Raw genomic sequence first — 17,717 nt, forward strand, 5'->3', positions numbered from 1 at the left:
GGTGACGGGGGTGTGGACGGTTGGTCTGTGGTTCGGGTGACACGCCGTTCAGGTCAGACCAGCCGTTACGATGGCGGTGTGTGGGAACACCGAACTTCACGAATTCTCACTAACACGATATACCGTGCCAGTAATTCATATAGATCGAATCTCTCTCTAAAGCACAATCGTCCTTATCATGCCATTCATCATAATTTGTTCCCTCGTCCTCGATGAAGCCAGCCTCGTTCTTCGATAGCAGCATCCATTGGGTGCCTACGTTACAATCATTGGCGTCGAGTACGGCGCCACTAGAGAGGTTGTTGTCCTTATCACCCCACCTGAGGTCCTCGTCTATATAGGTTACGTGCCAGTTCACGTGCTCGTTAATCCTGTCCTTATCCTCTTCGATGTCAAGCCCACCCGTATAGTATTGGTCTAATGATGTTGACCACTCTATGTTATCCAGGCTGACGGAAAGCGACTCACCCTGAACGACGGTGTCTCCGCCACCCTCTGGGCGAACCTCATCCAATTCGTGTACAGAGAGATTATCCTCGCCCGTGTAGTTCTTGTCCCAACGGTGAGATACCTTCGCATAGTTGTTTCCCCAGTCGTTACCATGTATTTCCTTTCCACATTTCTGCCAGAACCTCGTGTGAACCTGATATGGATCGGTGGTACCTCCGGAGGTTTCATGGTACATATCCATGTACAACTCTGCATGGCCGAAAGTGTGATCGGGATCCTCCTCAATTACGTCATGGAAGAACGGATTGCCCATGTCAGTTAATTGTCTGTTGGACCGTGAGGCATCATACTCCCGCCGGGATGGCGAGATATCCAACTCTGCTGCATATTTCTGAAGCCTCTCGTTGGTGATGGGCGTCACGCGCCTGGCGTTTCCTACGCCGTTCGGACGCATCGTGTCCACGCGGCCGTTCGGCTTGTGGACTTCGATCTCCGAGCCGTTCTTCTCTGCAAGCAGCTTTGCTCGCGCCATTGCACGGCCGTGAGCGGACCCCGGGTCGTTCTTTGCCAGTGCATGGTAAGACCGCGGAACCCCGTCGTCGGTGACGGTAGTGACGTACGCAACGGTTGGGTTGGTTTTTTGATCTGCTCGTTTGATTCCGCCCTTTCTTCTTGGTGGCTCGCGTCCCCGGTCGATTGCCTCCTCGTGAACCCGGTCGGTGATGTTCTTCCGCCGTTTGAATCCCACGGGGTTGTTAGGCGTCCCCTGGACGACGACGACCGGCGCACCTCTGTTGTTGAGTCCGCCGGGGGAATTCGCCTTCGTGGTGAGCCCTTCGAAGGGGATAACCGTGGCCGCGGCGGCCCCGCCAGAGCCTTTCAGGAGGTCGCGTCTCGATACTCTCGACTCGCTGGTCGTGTTCGCCCGATTCTGCTTCGTCTCTTGCCCATGTCTACAGTGTGGGTCGTTCTCATCCGTCATGAGTATAGTTCACACATCTGGGCCTACAGTCATCTATGTATCTAGTTACCTGACAATTACTCGTCCTCGGTGGGTTGTAACTCTATTAGCAGGGGGACAGGTATGTTGTCCCTCTCGTAACGGATCTGATGCTGAACAGAGTGAACGGAGGGCAACCGATTCGGAACGGGCTACTAACCCCCGTCTCCTGCCGTGGTCGCCGTCGGGGCGTCGGTGGCGGGTATCGTCGTCTCCGGTGCGTCCGAGGTGCCCGAGCAGCCCGCCAGCCCGACGCTGACGGCGCCGAGAACCACGAGGAGGGCTGTGGCTCTGTGCATCGTCGACCGGGAATGAAGGAAAAAGATTGTGAATAATATTTTATTTCCGACATTCGGCGCGACCGCGGGACGGGCGAGCTAACAGCTGTTGTAGTACCAGTGGTACCAGTTCTCGCTGATGGACTCCTCGACGCCGAACCCGTTCTGGAACACGCCCTGGTACCAGGCACGGAAGATGGTCGTGTCCTGGTTGCAGTACGGAGCGTTCTGCTTGGCGAGGCTCGAGGGCTTGAACGAGATGGTGTTCTCACGGACGTCCGAATTCTGTCCGCCGTCGACTTCCATCAGCAACCGTGCTTCCTCCTGGTCGTCGCTGGTCCGTGTGTCGTCGATGACCTTGAGGTTGGGCTGGGAGTACGAGTAACTCAGACCGACACTTCCCCCAAAGGAGTCAGACGAGATGTTCCCCGAGATGCTCACACTGCCCCCGTGGCTGCCCTCCTGGGTGCCGTGCGGTTCCCAGTCCAGGACTTGACACATATGCGCTTCGGGGAAGTCACTGTAGCTGTGCTGATCGAGGCCCCAGTCGTGATGCACGATACCCGTCTCGTTGGCCCACCAGTTGTCGTGAAGTTGCGCGCCGGGGTTCATGGTGAACCGTTCGAGCAGTGCGTACCCCCACTCGTCCGAATAGGGGTCGTCTTCCTCGTACCGGTTCTGCGAGACGTACCACCGTGTCCAGGTCTCCCACCGTCCCCAGTCGTCGTGTTCCTTCTCGCGGATGTCGTCGTAGATCGGGTCCGACTCCATCCCCTCGGTGCTGACGGTCTCCGCCGTCTTCGCCCGGATGTCCTGGATGTTCTGGACGGTGGTCTGGTCGATGGTGGCGGTGGTGGTGCCATCGGCCACGAGAGACATCGGTTTGGCGCTCTTCCCAGCGCCAGCGTCCTTGCCGACGTCGTCGGGGCGGTGGGTGACGACCTCGCCGTTCGGCGTGTGGATTTCGAGAGTCGAGTCGTTCACCTTCGCGTACTCACGGCCGTACGCCATGGCCCGGCCGTGGATAGCCTGGGCGCTCTGGACTCCCGGCGCTCCATCCGTGGACGAGGTCTCGGCGGTGGACGCGATACCCTGATAGCCCTGGACGGTGCCGTCAGGGGCGACCGCCGTGACGAACCCGACGAGCGGGTCGTCCGAGCCGTGTGCCGAGGCCGGATATCCATCGAGGGGGTCGTTACCCTTGTCGACGCGGTCCTGCCGGGTGACCGTCCGCGCTTGCGCTTGCTGCTTTGGCGTCACTGGATTCTGTGGCGTTCCCTGGAGGACGATGACGCGACTGCCCTTCCCGGGTGACCGACCCAGGGTCGGGCTGTCGGTCAGCTGGTTGAACGGTATCGCGCTGACCGCGCCGACTTTTCCCGCGCCTTCGAGGACGCTCCGACGCGAAACGCCGTCGGACTGGTCGTTCGAGTGCTGTTCGCCAGGCGACCTGTGTGGGTCAGTATCTCCTGACATTGCACTCGTCGGTTCGGTACAGGGTTGCATGATTGAACCGAGCGACCTGGGAAGTACGACGGTAAAATCTGGACTAAAGTCCTTCTCTGTTTCCTGCAAATGGCAATAACCATTAGCTACTTTTCAGATTCTCTGGTGGGCGCACAACGGTCTTGTGTCCCAAGCAACCTGGCTGATAGAACCATTACTTTTACCCATCACCACCGGCGATGGCCAAAAGTTTAATCACCAATGGTTATATTTTGCCGGTAGGGGGTGCATTGATTATTCTACCCTTGGTCGACCCTCGAAACAGAGGTACTCGACTACCACACGGTACCACTCATGACTCAGTCCAACAACCGGACGCCGAATGACCAGACGGGTTCACCACATCCACCGTTCGAAGACATCGTCGTCTCGCTCTCCAAGACGGGGGACTTGCTCACGACGCTTCGAGACGGTCCAGCCGGGAAGGCCGAACTCGCCAGTGACCTCGGTGTTTCGAAGTCGACGGTGTACAACTGGACCACCGAGCTGGAAGACCTCGGCATCTGCGAACGGACTGCCGATGGCTATGCGATCACCCGGACCGGCCGGGCACACCTGCGGCTGTACCGTGACTTCGAAGACCTCTCGCGGCGTGTCTACCGGGACAACGAGCTGCTCGATGAGCTCCCCGAGGACTGTGTCCCACCCACGCCTGTCCTGATGGATACGACGGTGACCACGTCCGAGCACGACCCCTACGCGCTCGCGGAGCAGTTCACGACCGCCGTCCGTGACGCCGGCCAGGTCTCGTGTCTCCTCCCGGCGGCGTGCTCGCCCATCCTCTCTGCGTTCTCACGCCGACTCGACGCGGGAGGGTTCGACCTCGAACTCGTCGTCGAACCGCCTGTCTGTGAGTACATCGAGTCGACCCATCCCGAGTTCTGTCGGGCACTCGCCGACGCGGACGGCTCGGCCCTCGTCGAGACCACGGCCACGATTGCGGTCGCACTCTGTGTCTACGACGGCGAGCCCTCGGGCTTCGTCCTCGCCACGTGTAACGACCACGGCTACCTGACGGGCGTTATCACCGCCGACTCGAACGGTGCATACGAGTGGGCGAGCGACCTGTACGACCAGTACCGGGTCGCCGGTGACTCGATGGACACGCCGTAGTGAGGGACAGGTATACGAATCGGCGGGGTGCAGTGGGTGGTCCGACCCAGGTTACTGGCAGACAAGAGACTCTCCAGCTGACGTATCCCTGACAGCCCACCCGGCCGATACTCGTTCGTGGTGGTACGGTTCGTCGTGGCCGGTGACGAGGGTGTGGACGGCTGGTCAGTGGTCGGTTCAGTGGGCGGCGGCAGTCTATCTTCTCAGCTGGAAACAGTGAACGTCGGGCCAGACCTCGAAGGCAGCACCCGTCAGTCTGTGCTCGTGGCAATCTCGTCCGCATCGCCGAGTTCGACGCTGGCGAGGACGAGGAAGCCGCCGACGAAGATGACGTTCTTCAAGACGAACGCCGAGAAGCCGGCAAGTGCCCACGGAAGATCGGCCCCCAGCACCGGTATCGTGAGCCATGGCGGCTGGAACGCCACTTTCGGGATGACGATGAGGGTCGAGAACGCGATGGCCTGGTGTGCGAAGAACATCCAGAAGAGGACTCGAATGCGTTTCAGCATGAACAGCACTCCCATCGTCATCTCGTAGAGTCCGATGAACAGGATCGCCGCACCCAGTGGGATACCGAGCGTCCCGAAGTACTCAGCCAACGGCACGCGCACCGGCGTGAACACCGGCGCAGGTTTCTGGAGGCCGAAGTAGAAGAACACGAAGGCGTACGACCAGTAGGCCAGGGTGACAAGGATGTGATGTCCCTCACAACAATGGTGATGGGAAACAGCGTGAACCGCGGGTGCGACTGACTCGAAGCGAGCTCCGCAGACTTCGCGGAAGCCTTCGCGCAGGATGTATTCTCACCACCACCAGAGATGGTTCAAACCTCCCGACATCGGAACGGTCTAGTCTCACCAACTCGACTCCCGCCAGCGCACGTGTTTTAGGAGACAATGTTTCCGGTAGGGTGGGTACTAAGTACTGATTTGGTGGTCCCTGTTCACACGTATCGCACATGGACTGCCCGATAGAGACAAACCATGACTCAATCATTCAGGCGAACGCCGGATGGGGGAACGGGTGCACAACCAGTGTTCGACGACATCGTCGGTTCACTGTCGAAGACGGTCGACTTGCTCACCATACTTCGAGAGGAGCCAGTTCATAAAGCCGACCTGGCCGACGAGCTGGACGTGTCGAAGTCGACGGTGTACAACTGGACCAGCGAGCTAGAAGCCCTCGGTCTCTGCGAGCGAACCACCGGCGGCTACGCCATCACCCGAATCGGTCGCGCACACCTGCGGCTGTACCACGACTTTGCGGACCTGTCACGCCGCATCTACCGCGACAACGAACTCCTCGACGAACTCCCCGCGGAATGTGTCCCACCGGCCCCTATCCTGATGGATATGAGGGCGGCCACATCGGGACAGGACCCCTACGCGCTCGTGGAACGGTTCACGGCCAGGGCACGCGAGGCCGACAAGATACGGTGTCTCCTCCCGTCGGCGTCCTCGCCGGTCCTCTCCGGATTCACACGCGGCCTCGACTGCGGTGCGTTCGACCTCGAAATCGTCGTCGAATCGTCCGTGCGCGAGTACATCGAGGCGAACCATCCCGAGTTCTGTGCGGCACTGGCCGACGCGGCGGGCGGCACGCTGGTCGAGACCGCGGCAACGATAGAGGTCGGCCTCGGTCTCTTCGAGGGTGAGTCTTCTTGCACCGTTCTCACCGCGTCCAACGAACGTGGGTACGTGACCGGGACACTCACGGGCGAGTCGGATGCCGCACTGAGCTGGGGGACAGACCTCTACGAGCAGTACCGGGCCGAGGGTGAAGCGCTCGACCCGACTGACATCGGCTCCTGACAGTCAGGTTCGTCGTGGACTGGAACACCGGCGCGACGACCGACCGCCGAGCGCACCACTGATACTGCTCGCCCCCATAGCGACTCCCAGATGAGCGACGCCAACTCCGGCCCCCTCTCACCGGACCGACCGGACGCCCAGAAACCGTTCCGGGTGGACGCCCCGTTCGAGCCGGCGGGCGACCAGCCCGAGGCCATCGCGGAACTGGTCGACGGCTACCAGTCGGGCATGCAGGAACAGACGCTGCTCGGGGTCACCGGGTCGGGCAAGACGAACACCGTCTCGTGGGTCGTCGAGGAGGTCCAGGAACCGACGCTGGTCATCGCGCACAACAAGACGCTGGCTGCCCAGCTCTACGAGGAATTTAGAAATCTGTTCCCGGACAACGCGGTCGAGTACTTCGTGTCATATTATGATTACTATCAACCCGAGGCCTACGTCGAGCAGACGGACACCTACATCGACAAGGACGCCTCTATCAACGACGAAATCGACCGACTGCGCCACTCCGCGACGCGCTCCTTGCTGACGCGAGACGACGTCATCGTGGTCGCCTCGGTCTCGGCCATCTACGGGCTCGGTGACCCGCGGAACTACGTCGAGATGGCGATGCGCCTGGAGGTCGGCGACGAGATCGGTCGCGACGAGCTCCTTGGTAGGCTCGTCGACCTGAACTACGAGCGCAACGACGTGGACTTCACGCAGGGGACGTTCCGGGTGCGCGGCGACACGGTCGAGATATTCCCGATGTACGGCCGGTACGCGGTCCGCGTGGAACTCTGGGGCGACGAGATCGACCGGATGATGAAGATAGATACGATGCAGGGCGAGGTCAAAAGCGAGGAACCTGCCGTGCTGGTCCACCCGGCCGAGCACTACTCCATCCCGGAGGAACGCCTCCAGAACGCGATGGACCAGATTCGCGACGACATGGCCGACCGGGTGCGCTACTTCGAGCGCCAGGGTGACGCCATCGCCGCCCAGCGCATCGAGGAGCGCACCACCTTCGACCTGGAGATGATGCAGGAGACGGGCTACTGTTCGGGTATCGAGAACTACTCGCTGTACCTCTCGGACCGTGAAGCCGGCGAGGCACCCTACACCCTGCTGGACTACTTCCCCGACGACTTCCTCTGCGTGGTCGACGAGTCCCACCAGACCCTGCCCCAGATCAAGGGCCAGTTCGCCGGCGACAAGTCCCGCAAGGACTCGCTGGTCGAGAACGGCTTCCGGCTCCCGACGGCGTACGACAACCGCCCGCTGACCTACGAGGAGTTCTTCGAGAAGACGGACAAGCGCCTGTTCGTCTCCGCGACGCCCGGCGACTACGAGACCGAGAACTCCGAGCGTATCGCCGAACAGATCGTCCGGCCCACCCACCTCGTCGACCCGAAGGTGGAGGTCGCACCCGCGACCGGGCAGGTCGACGACCTGATGGACCGCATCGACGAGCGCGTGGAACGCGACGAGCGCGTGCTGGTGACGACGCTCACCAAGCGCATGGCCGAGGACCTCACGGAGTACCTGGAGGAATCGGGCGTGAACGTCGCGTACATGCACGACGAGACGGACACGCTGGAGCGCCACGAACTCGTGCGCTCCCTGCGACTCGGTGAGATCGACGTCCTCGTCGGTATCAACCTGCTGCGTGAGGGGCTGGACATCCCCGAGGTGAGCCTGGTGGCCATCCTCGACGCCGACCAGGAGGGGTTCCTGCGGAGCGAGACGATGCTCGTCCAGACGATGGGGCGGGCGGCCCGCAACGTCAACGGCGAGGTCGTCCTCTACGCCGACGACCCCTCGGACGCGATGGAGTCCGCCATCTCCGAGACCCAGCGCCGCCGGCGCATCCAGCAGGAGTACAACGAGGAGCACGGCTTCACGCCGACGACCATCGAGAAGGAGGTCGGCGAGACGAACCTGCCCGGGTCGAAGACCGACACCGGCGGCATCAGCAGTTCGGGCGAGCCCGAGGACGCCGAGGCTGCGGCCGCCCAGATTCAGCGCCTCGAAGAGCGCATGCAGGAGGCCGCGAACAACCTGGAATTCGAGCTCGCGGCGGACATCCGCGACCGCATCCGGGACCTCCGACAGGAGTTCGACGAACTCGAAGCGCAGGATGACGGCATCGAACCCGAGCCGGACCCCGACTTCTGACCGGCAGACCCAAACTGTTTTTTGTCGATACGTCGAGTGCGAAACGTGCTTGGTGAATCACTGAAGTTCCCCCTGCAAGGAGAAGAGTCGACGAAGACGGTCGCCATCGGTGGGCTGTTGAACCTCGTGGCGCTGTTCATCCCCATCATCCCGCAGCTGTTCATCTACGGCTACGCGCTGCGAGCGATGCGAGCCGGGCTGAACGGTGACCGGACAGCGCCCACGTTCAGCGACTGGGAAGGGTTGCTGAAAGAAGGGGCACTCGTCTTCGGCGTGATGCTCATCTACGTCGGTATTCCCATCTTCCTGTTCGCCATCATCGTCCCGATATTCGGTGGCTTCGCCATCGGTCTCGGGGGCGAGGCCGGCGGGAGTGCCGGCGCAGGCGCGGGTTCGATGGTCCTGATCGCCCTCCTCGGCGTCGGGTTCCTCGTCACGTTCCTCGCGTACTACATGGTGCCGGCGGCGCTGGTCGGCCTCGCCGCCCGCGGCGAGTTCGGTGCCGCGTTCGACCTCCAGTCGGTCAAGCGCCTGGCGTTCAACGGCACGTACTTCGTCGGCGTCGTGGTCTCGTTCTTCGTGCTGCTGATCGGGAGCATCCTGTCGCTCCCGCTGTACATCATCCTGGTCGGGTTCGCCATCCAGTTCATCCTCATCGCTGGGGTCTTCAACTACCTCGGCAGGATCGCGCGCAAGGCCGCGCCGGGGACCCAGAGCCAGCCCGCCGAGGGCCGGCCGCAGACGAGCCTCTGAGGACAGACGGCAGCCGAGAACAGACAGACAGACCCCTCAACAGACAGACAGACCCCTCAGGGGTCGAGCTTCTTCTGGAGACGACGGACACCGACGACCACGAAACCGACGCTGCTGAGCGCTGCGACGACGAGCAGCGGCAGCAACCGCGACGAGTAGGCTGTGCCGTCGAGCGTCGACGCGGCGGCGAAAAGCAGGGCCGCCCAGATGACCGCGTTCGCCAGGATGAGGTCGTCGCCCTGGGTCCGGAACAGGCTGCTACGTTTGAATCCCATACATCCCTGACACCTGTCGCGACGATAACGGTATCGTGGCGACCCAGAGAGTCCGGGGTCAGTTCAGCACGTCGACCTCGTCCGTGAGGTCCTGCGGGTCGTCGATAGGGCCCCTGACGAACAGGCCGTGGCCGATGATGGCCGCGGCGACGAGGCCGGTACTGACGATGGCCATGGACATCGAGACCGTGGTGAGCGTCCCGATACCGACACCGGCGAGCATGCTGGACGCGACAGCCAGCAATACGAGGTCGTAGTACTGCCAGGTGTACATGTGTGAGTGTTGTGAATGTAGGCGGAAAGTGGTTGGGTCTGATTCTATCCGGGAATCCGGGTGTTTCGGTGGGAAGGGATTCGGGGGGAGGTAACGACTAGCAGGTCTCTCGCGCTGGTGGCAGTGAGAGACCGCACCGCCCCGCACAGCACCGCCCCGCACCACGCCCTCCCCAGCCGACTCCCTCCACTCCGCTTCGTTCCGGTCGTCCCTCGCGCGTCTTCGTCGGCAGCCTCTCTCCGTTCGGACTGCCGACTGCACGCGCCACCTGGAAAAATCCGAAAACAGATTCGCGCGCCTAGTTCTCGTCCTCGCGCACCGTCATCACGGGCGCGGGGCACTGCCGGACGACCTTCTCGGCGACGCTCCCGATGAGGTAGTGGTCCAGCCCGGTCCGGCCGTGGGTCGCCATCACGACGAGGTCGATGGGGTTCTCGTCGACGTATTCGAGGATGGCGGTCTTGGGAACGCCTTCCCTGATGACCGTCTCGGTCCGGACGTCGTCGGGGAGGGCCGCTATCGTGGACTCGACGGCGGCCTCGGCGCGCTCGCGTTCGGTCTCCTCCCAGACGGCCGCCGAGATGCCGGCGCTGGGGCTCTCGAAGCGGTTTCGCGTGTCGACCACGGAGAGCACGTGGACGGTCGCGTCGTATCGCGTGGCGAGTTCGGCGGCGTGTTTCGCGGCCGCGGTGGTGCCGTCGCTCCCGTCGGTCGGCAAGAGGATGTGCTCGTACATGCTTGCGAATCGTCCGCGGAGGCCTGAAAAAGGCGGGGATTAGGCCAGGCCTGCGAGAATGTCCAGCATACCCTCGCGGGCGATGATGAACAGTGCGACCGCGATGAGACCGAACAGGACGCCGACGCCGTGTTTGATGGTCTCGGTGTCGAGGGCGGACGCGACGTAGGGGGCGATCTGGCCGCCGGTCACCGTCGCCGGAACCGTCCAGACGACCATGTTCCACGGCGTGCTCGCGATGTCGATGGAGTGCGCGCCGGGGACGAACGAGCCGCCGAAGACGTGGACCAGTGAGGCCAGGATGGCCGTCGAGGCGACGACGATGTGGTTGGTGCCGATGGCGACGCGGACCGGAATCTTCGAGCGCAGCATCGAGATGATGCCGAGTTCGCCGATACCGAAGCCGGCGAGGCCCTGGAAGATGCCACCGATGCTGTAGTTCGCGAAGCGCTCGGTGTAGCCCGAGCGGTCGTAGGTGTAGTCCTCACCGTCGCGGTCGACGCGGGTGACGATGCCGTCGGCGTCGGTCTCGACGCCGGCCGGACCGAGCTTGTCGTCGTCGTTCGGGAGCGCCGACCCGCCGTCGGCGGCGGTCGCGTGGTCATCGCCGTCGGATTCGGCGGGCTCCTCGTGGGCCAGGTCTGCCTTGAACAGCAAGTACGCGGCCGCGAGCAGCGCGATGCCGAGCAGCGACTGGAACACCGGCTCGGGGATGAAGAAGGACAGGACCGCACCACCGACGACGAACGGGACCGCCCCGCCGACGAGGGTGAGCGCGAGCTTGCGGTCGACGAGTCCGTACTGGACGAACGCGAGCGCGGAGCTCGACAGGCCGAAGGACTCGCTGATGAGGCCGACGGCGACGAGCGTCTGCGGTTCGAGCGAGTACCCGGCGAAGAGCGGGAAGATGAAGATGAAGAAGGGTACGAACAGTGCCGAGCCGCTGATACCGACCGTGTTCACGGTGGTCGCCCCGAGGACGAAGAACGGCAGGAGCCACCAGTATTCGAGCCAGTAGCTCGTGCCGCTCCCCTCCGTGGGAGCGAAGAAGAACACGCCGAGGATGAACACCACGGGTGCCAGGAACACGAATACGTGCTGGTACTTTAGAAACGTCTTCTGGATGTTACTGTACGATGAGGACGAGCTCATGTGGTGGTGAAGCCACGGTTTGAGAGTCAGGTATAAGAACGTTACTTTCTCCCGAAAACCGGGTGTTTTCACCTGATTCTGTCCAGTTTTCCGGTTGGTTCCGGACGAATTTTCGGTCGATATGCCGGGCGTGCATACGCTGCTGTCGTCTGCAGAAGAACGAAACCACCCCCTAGCTGTATCCCTAATGTTTATTGGGTATGCACCGGTATGCGTATACGTAATGAGTTTTCGAGAGCGACCTCCCGAGAGAGAGCCAGGTCGATCCGTGCGCGAAGATGCCGATTCGATGGAGCCTCTCGAAGACCCACCCGAACCCGTGCCCACGGGACTCGTCGGTCGGCTTCGGCACCACGTCCGGACCTGGCCACAGCGGTACATCGACATGCAAGTAAACGCGCTCAGCGGCTGGGCCCGCTGAGTCGGCCCTGTCAGGCCACGAGTGCGGTCCGCCGTTTCTCACGCCGTTCCAGTGCTGCCTCGTGGAGCGCCTGCTCCATCTCCGTCTCGCACGCGAGGTCGGGGACCGAGGTCGGGTCACCGTCTTCGCCGAGTGCGACCATCGTGAAGTAGGAGGTGGCGGTCTGTTCGTACTCGCCCTGTTCGGGGCGTTCGGAGCGGACCTCGACCTTGACATCCATGCTCGAGTCGCCGGTCTCGAAGACGTAGGCGGTGACGACGACCACGTCGCCGAGGTCGATCGCGCCCGTGAAGTCCACGTGGTCCATCGCGGCCGTGACGACCTGCCGGCGGGCGAAGCGACGCGCAGCGATGGCGGCACAGATGTCCATCCAGTGCAGGATAGCGCCACCCAGCGCGCGACCCAGGTTGTTCGTGTCGTCGGGCATCAAGATCTCGCTCATCTCGGTGTAGGACTCTGCGAGTGAGGCGGTGTCGGAGTCGTGTTCGTACATGGGCGAACCGCCGCTCTGGCGAACGATAAATCCAGTGGATTTTTCTTAGCTCAAGCTGGCTTGTCCTATGGTCTGTGACGCGCTATTTCGCCCCGTGGGTGGGTCTCTCTTGCTGTTTCTCTCTGGGAGACCTGTCTTTGTTCGATATCTTGTGGTAATACAACAACGGACTTTAATGCACACTGGGAATAGAGCCGGCCGATGACACGCCTCTCGTTCGAACCACTCACGTACGACGACATCCCGGCGGACCGCCGCCCGTCGCTCGGCCAGGCGCTCGTCCCGCTGCTCGGGATGGTCGTGTTCCTGAGCATCGGCGCAATCGTCCTCGGCCTCGACCCCCACCTCCCCATCGTCTGGGGCGCGGTGCTCACGGCGGCCGTCGGGCGCTACTGGCTCGGCATCTCCTGGGAGGAGCTGTTCGAGGGTCTCGTCGACGGCATCCGGATGGGCATGCAGGCCATCCTCATCCTGTTCATTATCTACATGCTCATCGCCACGTGGACGTCGGCGGGGACCATCCCCGGGCTCATCTACTACGGGCTCGAGATACTGACGCCGACCGTGTTCCTGCCCGCGACGGCCGCGCTCGCGACCGTCGTCGCGTTCTCCATCGGCTCCTCGTGGACCACCGCCGGCACCCTTGGCGTCGCGTTCATGGGCATCGGAGCGGGCCTCGGCGTTCCCGCGCCGATGACCGCCGGTGCCATCCTGACGGGTGCCTACACTGGCGACAAGATATCGCCCCTCTCGGACACCACCAACCTCGCGGCCGCGGTCACGAACACGGACCTGATGGAGCACGTCCGGACGATGCGCGTCGGCACGGGCCTCGCGTTCGGCATCTCGCTCGTCTGCTACGCGGCACTCGGGCTCTCCGCGACGGGTGACATCCCGGCGGGCCGCATCGAGACCATCCAGTCCGCCATCGGGGGGAGCTACGCCATCTCGCCCCTCGTCTTCGTCCCGCTGCTGGTGACGTTCGCGCTCGCCCTCTATGGCTTCCCGGCGCTCCCGTCCCTCCTGTCGGGTGTGTTCGCGGGCGTGGGCACGACCATCGCGGTTCAGGGCGTCGGCTTCACGGCCGCCTGGGACATCGCCCAGAACGGAACCGACCCCGCGACCGGCTCCGAACTCGTCAACGGTCTGCTTGGCTCCAGCGGCCTGATGGGCTCGACGTGGACCATCACCATCGTCGTCGCCGCGCTCGCCCTCGGTGGCCTGCTCGAACGCACGGGCGTCATCGCGACCATCGCCCACCACATCGCGGGGTTCGTCAACAGCGTCACGAGCCTCACCCTGGGCACCGGCGTCGCGGCCATCTCGATGAACGTCCTCGCCGCCGAGCAGTACATGAGCATCGTCGTCCCCGGCATGACCCTGCGCGGGCTGTACGACGACTTCGACCTCGAATCGAGGAACCTCTCGCGCGCGGTCGAGGCCTCCGGGACGGTCACCTCCGCCCTCATCCCGTGGAACGCCGGCGGCGCGTACATGTGGAGTGTGCTGGGCGTCCACCCGTTCGAGTACGCGCCGTACTACTTCCTCGGCTTCCTCGCGCCGAGCATCCTCGCCATCATGGCGGTGACCGGCTGGCAGATCACGACGAAGGACGACGCTCCCGCCGCCACGAAGGGCCGCGGCTCGCCGGCCGACGACTGACCCGAAAACACCGTTTTCTCGCCTCAGAGCACGCCGAAGCCGAACTCCGGCAGCCCCAGCACCGGCCCCCAGACGAGGTGCAGCGCCACGCCGACCACGATGGCCGGGACGGTCGTGTAGATGCTCGCGACGATGGCGGCCTTCTTGTCGATGGCGATGAGCGGGAACAGCGCGTCGCCGTCCTGGCTGATGGCGTTCGCCGTCAGCGCCGAGAACGGGATGCCGCCGTTGGCGTACACGCCCGCGAGCACGATCTGGGGCCCACAGCCCGGAATCAGGCCGACCGCGGCACCCGCGATGGGCGCGACGACGCCGGCGGCCTGTGCCGCCGCGGCGATGTCGGCACCGGTCACGAGCAGGAAGTACTCGTACAGCAGGTACGCGCCGATGACCCAGACCGTGACGAAACTGGTCTCCATGGCGGCGTGCTGGAGCGTCTCGTACACCGAGTCGAACGACTCGCGAACGCGGCCAACGTGGCCCTCGCCGATGTAGTGCCGGCCGACGAAGTAGAGGTAGAACGACAGCGTCGTCCCGAGCAGCCCGACCACGGTGAACAGGCCGTCGAAGCCGAGCCCGAGGGTCATCGCCACGTCGGGTGCGCCACGGACCAGGTAGGTCACGCCGAGGACGACCGCGGCCAGCGCGGCGACCCACCAGACGACGTGGGCGGCGTGCGACAGCGGCGTCAGGACCGGTGAGTGGCGGTCCGGGCCGAGTTCGTGCGCGTGGGTCGGGCAGTCACAGCCGTAGTCGTGCGCCGGGTTGGGCGTGACCGTGCTGCGGCGACCGAGTACCGCGGTCCCACCGTCGGTCGTCGCGGGCTGGAGCCGGGCGACCGCGGCGTCGACCCGACCGACCCCGAAACCGACCATGTCGACGAGGTAGCCGAAGATGACCGCCACGGCGAAGGCGATGCCGTACGCCCACAACGCAGCCTCTGGTGCCAGGACGAGGATGACGAAGGCGGCGTCGCCCGCGGTCGCGATGAGCGTCGCGACGACGGTCCCGAACGAGACCGTCCCCCGGACGTACAGCGGCATCATGACGATGGCACCGCCACAGCCGGGCGTCAGGCCCATGAGCGCGCCGAACAGCGGCTGGAGGCGCTCGTTCTCTTCTATCTTCGTGAGCAGCGCGCCGCCGGTCCGGTACTGGACGAGCCCGAACAGGACGACGGTGATGGCGACGAACGCCGACACCTGCACGTAGCCGTCGCGCAGGGACGCGAGCGTCACGTCGACGAACTCGTTCACGGGCGGTGCCTCCCGGTTTTGACTCTCGTAGAATCTAATTTAGACATATCTAATAATTTTGTTTCCCCTTACCAAGAGTACGCTGAGGGAGGGCTAATAGATGCCGGTGGAGACGAAAGCACCCGGGTTCTCGCAGTCGCCCACCCGCCTCGTTCACTCCCCGCCCAGTGCCCGGTGGATGGATTCTGCGGTCTTCGCGCCGACGCCCTCGACCGACTGCAGTTCGTCGAGGCTCGCCGTGCGGACGTTCTCGACGCTGCCGAACCGGCGCAGGAGTCGCTTTCGGGTCTCGGGACCGACCCCGTCGACCCCGTCCAGGACCGTCTCGACCGAATCCCGCAGGGTCTGGTGGTACTGCACCGCGAACCGGTGGGACTCGTCGCGCACGCGCTGGAGCAGGTGGAGGTGGGGGGCGTCGTCGGCCCAGTCATACGTGCGGTCGGGCGTGACGACCTCCTCTTCCTGCTTGGCCAGCGCGATGGCTGGCACGTCCCAGCCCACCTCGTCGAGGGCGTCCAGTGCCGCGTCGAGCTGGCCCTGTCCGCCGTCGATGAGCAGTAGATCGGGGTCGGGCCGGTCGTCGCGCCCTTCGACTGCTCTGGTGGCGCGCCAGCGCAGCAGGGCGCGCATGTTGGCGTAGTCGTCGTTCTCCTCGGTGAGCTTCTTCCGGCGGTAGTCGGACTTCTGTGGCGAGCCGTCGACGAAGGTGACGTTCGAGCCGACGACCGCCTTCCCCTGGGCGTGGCTCACGTCGAAGCCCTCGATTCGGGAGACGCGGTCGAGCCCCAGCGCGTCCGCGAGGGCCGCCGATTCGTCCCGGCGGCCGACGTTCCGGCGGGCGTTCTTCAGCGCGAGTTCGACCAGCTTGGCCTCGCGACCCGCGCCGGGCACCCGGACCGCGACCCCTTCGGCGTCGAGCCACGCCGACACCTCGTCGTCGCCGTGGTATTCGGGCAGGAGGACGGCGTCGGGGAGCCGACGCTCCGCGTAGAACTGCACGAGGAACGCCGCGAGGACGGCCGGGATGGTGTCGCGCTCGTCTTCGGGCTCGTCCTCGGCGACCTCCGGCGCGTCCAGCGTGTGGCGGTCGCGCTCGACCAGTTGCCCACCCTCGGCGTGGAGCCGGGCGACCGTCGCGTCGGTGCCCTGGATGGCCACCCCGAGCACGTCGACGCTGCGCTCGTCGCTCTGCCCGCTGACGGCCTCGCCGCCGCCCCCGTGGAAGGAGTCGACGACGCTGAGCCGGTCCCGGAGGTTCGCGGCCCGCTCGAAGTTCTGCTCGGCGGCAGCGGCCTCCATCTCGCTCCGGAGCGGGTCGGCTAGCACACCCGTCTCGCCGGCGAAGAATCGTTTCACGGACTCCACGTCGGCGAGGTAGCTCGGTTGGTCGATCTCGGCCGTGCAGGGCGCGGTACACAGCCCCATCTCGAAGTCGAGGCAGGGGCGGTCCCGGTTGGCGAACTTGTGGTCCGAGCAGCCCCGAACCCCGAAGGTCTCGCGGAGGGCCTTGACCACGGTCTCGACCCGGCCCTTGTCGGTGTACGGTCCATAGACAGTCGCCTCCTCGCCGGGGTCGCGGGTCACCTCGATGCGGGAGAAGTCGTGGTTCGTGAGCTGTACCAGCGGGTAGGACTTGTCGTCTTTCAGCCGGACGTTGTACCGCGGCTGGTGGCGCTTGATGAGGTTCGCCTCGAGCAACAGCGCCTGCGTTTCGGTGTCCGTGACGGCCACGTCGAGGTCGTCTGCCCGGTCGACCATCCGGCGGATGCGGGCCGACCGGGGGTCGGCGTAGGACCGGACCCGTGCCCTGAGGTCGACCGCCTTCCCGACGTACAGGGTGGTGTCGCCCTCCAGGAACTGGTAGACGCCCGGCTCGGTCGGGAGGTCGCCAGCGCGGTCGCGAAGCGTGGCCGCGTCCATGCTGGTCGCGCTAGGACGTGGGCCCAAATGGGGGTTTCGTTGCCGTCTGGACTCCGTCCCCGACTTGGTCCATAAGGGCTCCTCGCTATCCCCGTCGCCGATTTATAATGATTCGTCATGCAACTCGGCAATCTCGAAGCCTACCTGGAGACGGAACTGCAGTACCCCATCGACCTCGACGCGGTCCTCGACCACATCGGGACGACAGAGGTCGAAGCGCCCGACACGTCCGGGTCCGAGACCATCGCGACCATCCTCAAGCCGCTCGGCACGGACAGCTACAACTCGGCGACAGAGCTGCTGGAGACCATCCTCGGGAACCTGAGCGACGAGTACATCGGGCGGAAGTTCTACGACGACCGCGGTGGGAACCAGCTGGAGGTCAAGATGGGGCCGACCGACGAGGCGGACGTCTCCTTCTGAGTTCGTCGGTTGCGGCAGATACAAACCCGCGCCGGCA

At 64.1% G+C, this 17,717-nt stretch carries 18 protein-coding genes; 7 read left to right on the forward strand and 11 right to left on the reverse strand.

The features are described 5' to 3' along the window. Window positions 1-109: 109 nt before the first annotated feature. From ACSC1S_RS16765 to ACSC1S_RS16775, 3 genes are all read right to left on the reverse strand, one after another. Window positions 110-1,432, reverse strand: coding sequence for a twin-arginine translocation signal domain-containing protein (locus ACSC1S_RS16765; RefSeq protein ID WP_435365287.1), 1,323 nt, complete (start codon window positions 1,430-1,432; stop codon window positions 110-112). A 173-nt stretch (window positions 1,433-1,605) separates the two neighbouring features. Further along, on the reverse strand, window positions 1,606-1,749 hold the full coding sequence (locus ACSC1S_RS16770; protein ID WP_435365288.1) for a hypothetical protein: 144 nt from the start codon (window positions 1,747-1,749) through the stop codon (window positions 1,606-1,608). 78 nt (window positions 1,750-1,827) lie between these two features. After that, on the reverse strand, window positions 1,828-3,204 hold the full coding sequence (locus ACSC1S_RS16775) for a hypothetical protein (protein ID WP_435365289.1): 1,377 nt from the start codon (window positions 3,202-3,204) through the stop codon (window positions 1,828-1,830). Window positions 3,205-3,528: 324 nt separating this feature from the next. Here ACSC1S_RS16775 and ACSC1S_RS16780 point away from each other — a divergent pair, with 324 nt between their 5' ends. Further along, complete coding sequence (locus ACSC1S_RS16780) at window positions 3,529-4,347, forward strand: helix-turn-helix transcriptional regulator (RefSeq protein ID WP_435365290.1); 819 nt, start codon at window positions 3,529-3,531, stop codon at window positions 4,345-4,347. 251 nt (window positions 4,348-4,598) lie between these two features. On the opposite strand, the gene ACSC1S_RS16785 is transcribed toward ACSC1S_RS16780, so the two are convergent. Then, window positions 4,599-5,006: a hypothetical protein gene (locus ACSC1S_RS16785; RefSeq protein ID WP_435365291.1), complete on the reverse strand. Its 408-nt coding sequence runs from the start codon at window positions 5,004-5,006 to the stop codon at window positions 4,599-4,601. A gap of 375 nt (window positions 5,007-5,381) precedes the next feature. On the opposite strand from ACSC1S_RS16785, the gene ACSC1S_RS16790 reads away from it, so the two are divergent. The 3 genes from ACSC1S_RS16790 to ACSC1S_RS16800 all read left to right on the forward strand — a co-directional run bounded on the left by ACSC1S_RS16790 (window position 5,382) and on the right by ACSC1S_RS16800 (window position 9,068). Further along, complete coding sequence (locus ACSC1S_RS16790; RefSeq protein WP_435365292.1) at window positions 5,382-6,158, forward strand: helix-turn-helix transcriptional regulator; 777 nt, start codon at window positions 5,382-5,384, stop codon at window positions 6,156-6,158. Window positions 6,159-6,248: 90 nt separating this feature from the next. After that, window positions 6,249-8,315 carry an excinuclease ABC subunit UvrB gene (uvrB, locus tag ACSC1S_RS16795; protein WP_435319965.1) on the forward strand — a complete coding sequence of 689 codons (2,067 nt, stop codon included), beginning with the start codon at window positions 6,249-6,251 and terminating at the stop codon, window positions 8,313-8,315. A gap of 45 nt (window positions 8,316-8,360) precedes the next feature. Beyond that, complete coding sequence (locus ACSC1S_RS16800) at window positions 8,361-9,068, forward strand: DUF4013 domain-containing protein (RefSeq protein ID WP_435365293.1); 708 nt, start codon at window positions 8,361-8,363, stop codon at window positions 9,066-9,068. Window positions 9,069-9,124: 56 nt separating this feature from the next. Here the strand turns inward: ACSC1S_RS16800 and ACSC1S_RS16805 are convergent, their stop codons facing one another. The 4 genes from ACSC1S_RS16805 to ACSC1S_RS16820 form a co-directional block, all read right to left on the reverse strand. Further along, on the reverse strand, window positions 9,125-9,343 hold the full coding sequence (locus tag ACSC1S_RS16805; protein ID WP_435365294.1) for a hypothetical protein: 219 nt from the start codon (window positions 9,341-9,343) through the stop codon (window positions 9,125-9,127). A gap of 58 nt (window positions 9,344-9,401) precedes the next feature. Continuing rightward, the gene (locus ACSC1S_RS16810) at window positions 9,402-9,617 is read right to left on the reverse strand and encodes a DUF8015 family protein (RefSeq protein WP_435319968.1); all 216 of its coding nucleotides are present in this window, start codon (window positions 9,615-9,617) and stop codon (window positions 9,402-9,404) included. A 298-nt stretch (window positions 9,618-9,915) separates the two neighbouring features. Continuing rightward, on the reverse strand, window positions 9,916-10,353 hold the full coding sequence (locus ACSC1S_RS16815; RefSeq protein ID WP_435365295.1) for a universal stress protein: 438 nt from the start codon (window positions 10,351-10,353) through the stop codon (window positions 9,916-9,918). A gap of 39 nt (window positions 10,354-10,392) precedes the next feature. Further along, the gene (locus ACSC1S_RS16820; RefSeq protein WP_435365296.1) at window positions 10,393-11,505 is read right to left on the reverse strand and encodes a TSUP family transporter; all 1,113 of its coding nucleotides are present in this window, start codon (window positions 11,503-11,505) and stop codon (window positions 10,393-10,395) included. A gap of 289 nt (window positions 11,506-11,794) precedes the next feature. On the opposite strand from ACSC1S_RS16820, the gene ACSC1S_RS16825 reads away from it, so the two are divergent. Then, window positions 11,795-11,926 (forward strand): hypothetical protein, encoded by a 132-nt coding sequence (locus ACSC1S_RS16825; protein WP_435319971.1) that lies wholly within the window; start codon window positions 11,795-11,797, stop codon window positions 11,924-11,926. A 10-nt stretch (window positions 11,927-11,936) separates the two neighbouring features. Here the strand turns inward: ACSC1S_RS16825 and ACSC1S_RS16830 are convergent, their stop codons facing one another. Further along, the gene (locus tag ACSC1S_RS16830; protein ID WP_435365297.1) at window positions 11,937-12,419 is read right to left on the reverse strand and encodes an acyl-CoA thioesterase; all 483 of its coding nucleotides are present in this window, start codon (window positions 12,417-12,419) and stop codon (window positions 11,937-11,939) included. A 201-nt stretch (window positions 12,420-12,620) separates the two neighbouring features. Here ACSC1S_RS16830 and arcD point away from each other — a divergent pair, with 201 nt between their 5' ends. Then, window positions 12,621-14,081 carry an arginine/ornithine antiporter ArcD gene (arcD, locus tag ACSC1S_RS16835; RefSeq protein WP_435365298.1) on the forward strand — a complete coding sequence of 487 codons (1,461 nt, stop codon included), beginning with the start codon at window positions 12,621-12,623 and terminating at the stop codon, window positions 14,079-14,081. A gap of 23 nt (window positions 14,082-14,104) precedes the next feature. On the opposite strand, the gene ACSC1S_RS16840 is transcribed toward arcD, so the two are convergent. Continuing rightward, complete coding sequence (locus tag ACSC1S_RS16840) at window positions 14,105-15,337, reverse strand: putative manganese transporter (protein ID WP_435365299.1); 1,233 nt, start codon at window positions 15,335-15,337, stop codon at window positions 14,105-14,107. A gap of 153 nt (window positions 15,338-15,490) precedes the next feature. Continuing rightward, a complete protein-coding gene (locus ACSC1S_RS16845) occupies window positions 15,491-17,257 on the reverse strand; it encodes an excinuclease ABC subunit C (RefSeq protein ID WP_435365300.1) in 1,767 nt (588 codons plus the stop codon). 117 nt (window positions 17,258-17,374) lie between these two features. On the opposite strand from ACSC1S_RS16845, the gene ACSC1S_RS16850 reads away from it, so the two are divergent. Continuing rightward, entirely contained in the window at window positions 17,375-17,680 is a 306-nt protein-coding gene (locus tag ACSC1S_RS16850) for a DUF5789 family protein (protein WP_435365301.1), read from the forward strand. The last annotated feature ends 37 nt before the right edge of the window (window positions 17,681-17,717 follow it).

It is taken from the genome of Haloarchaeobius pelagicus, from assembly GCF_051207375.1.
In the GTDB taxonomy this organism is placed as follows: Archaea; Halobacteriota; Halobacteria; order Halobacteriales; family Natrialbaceae; genus Haloarchaeobius.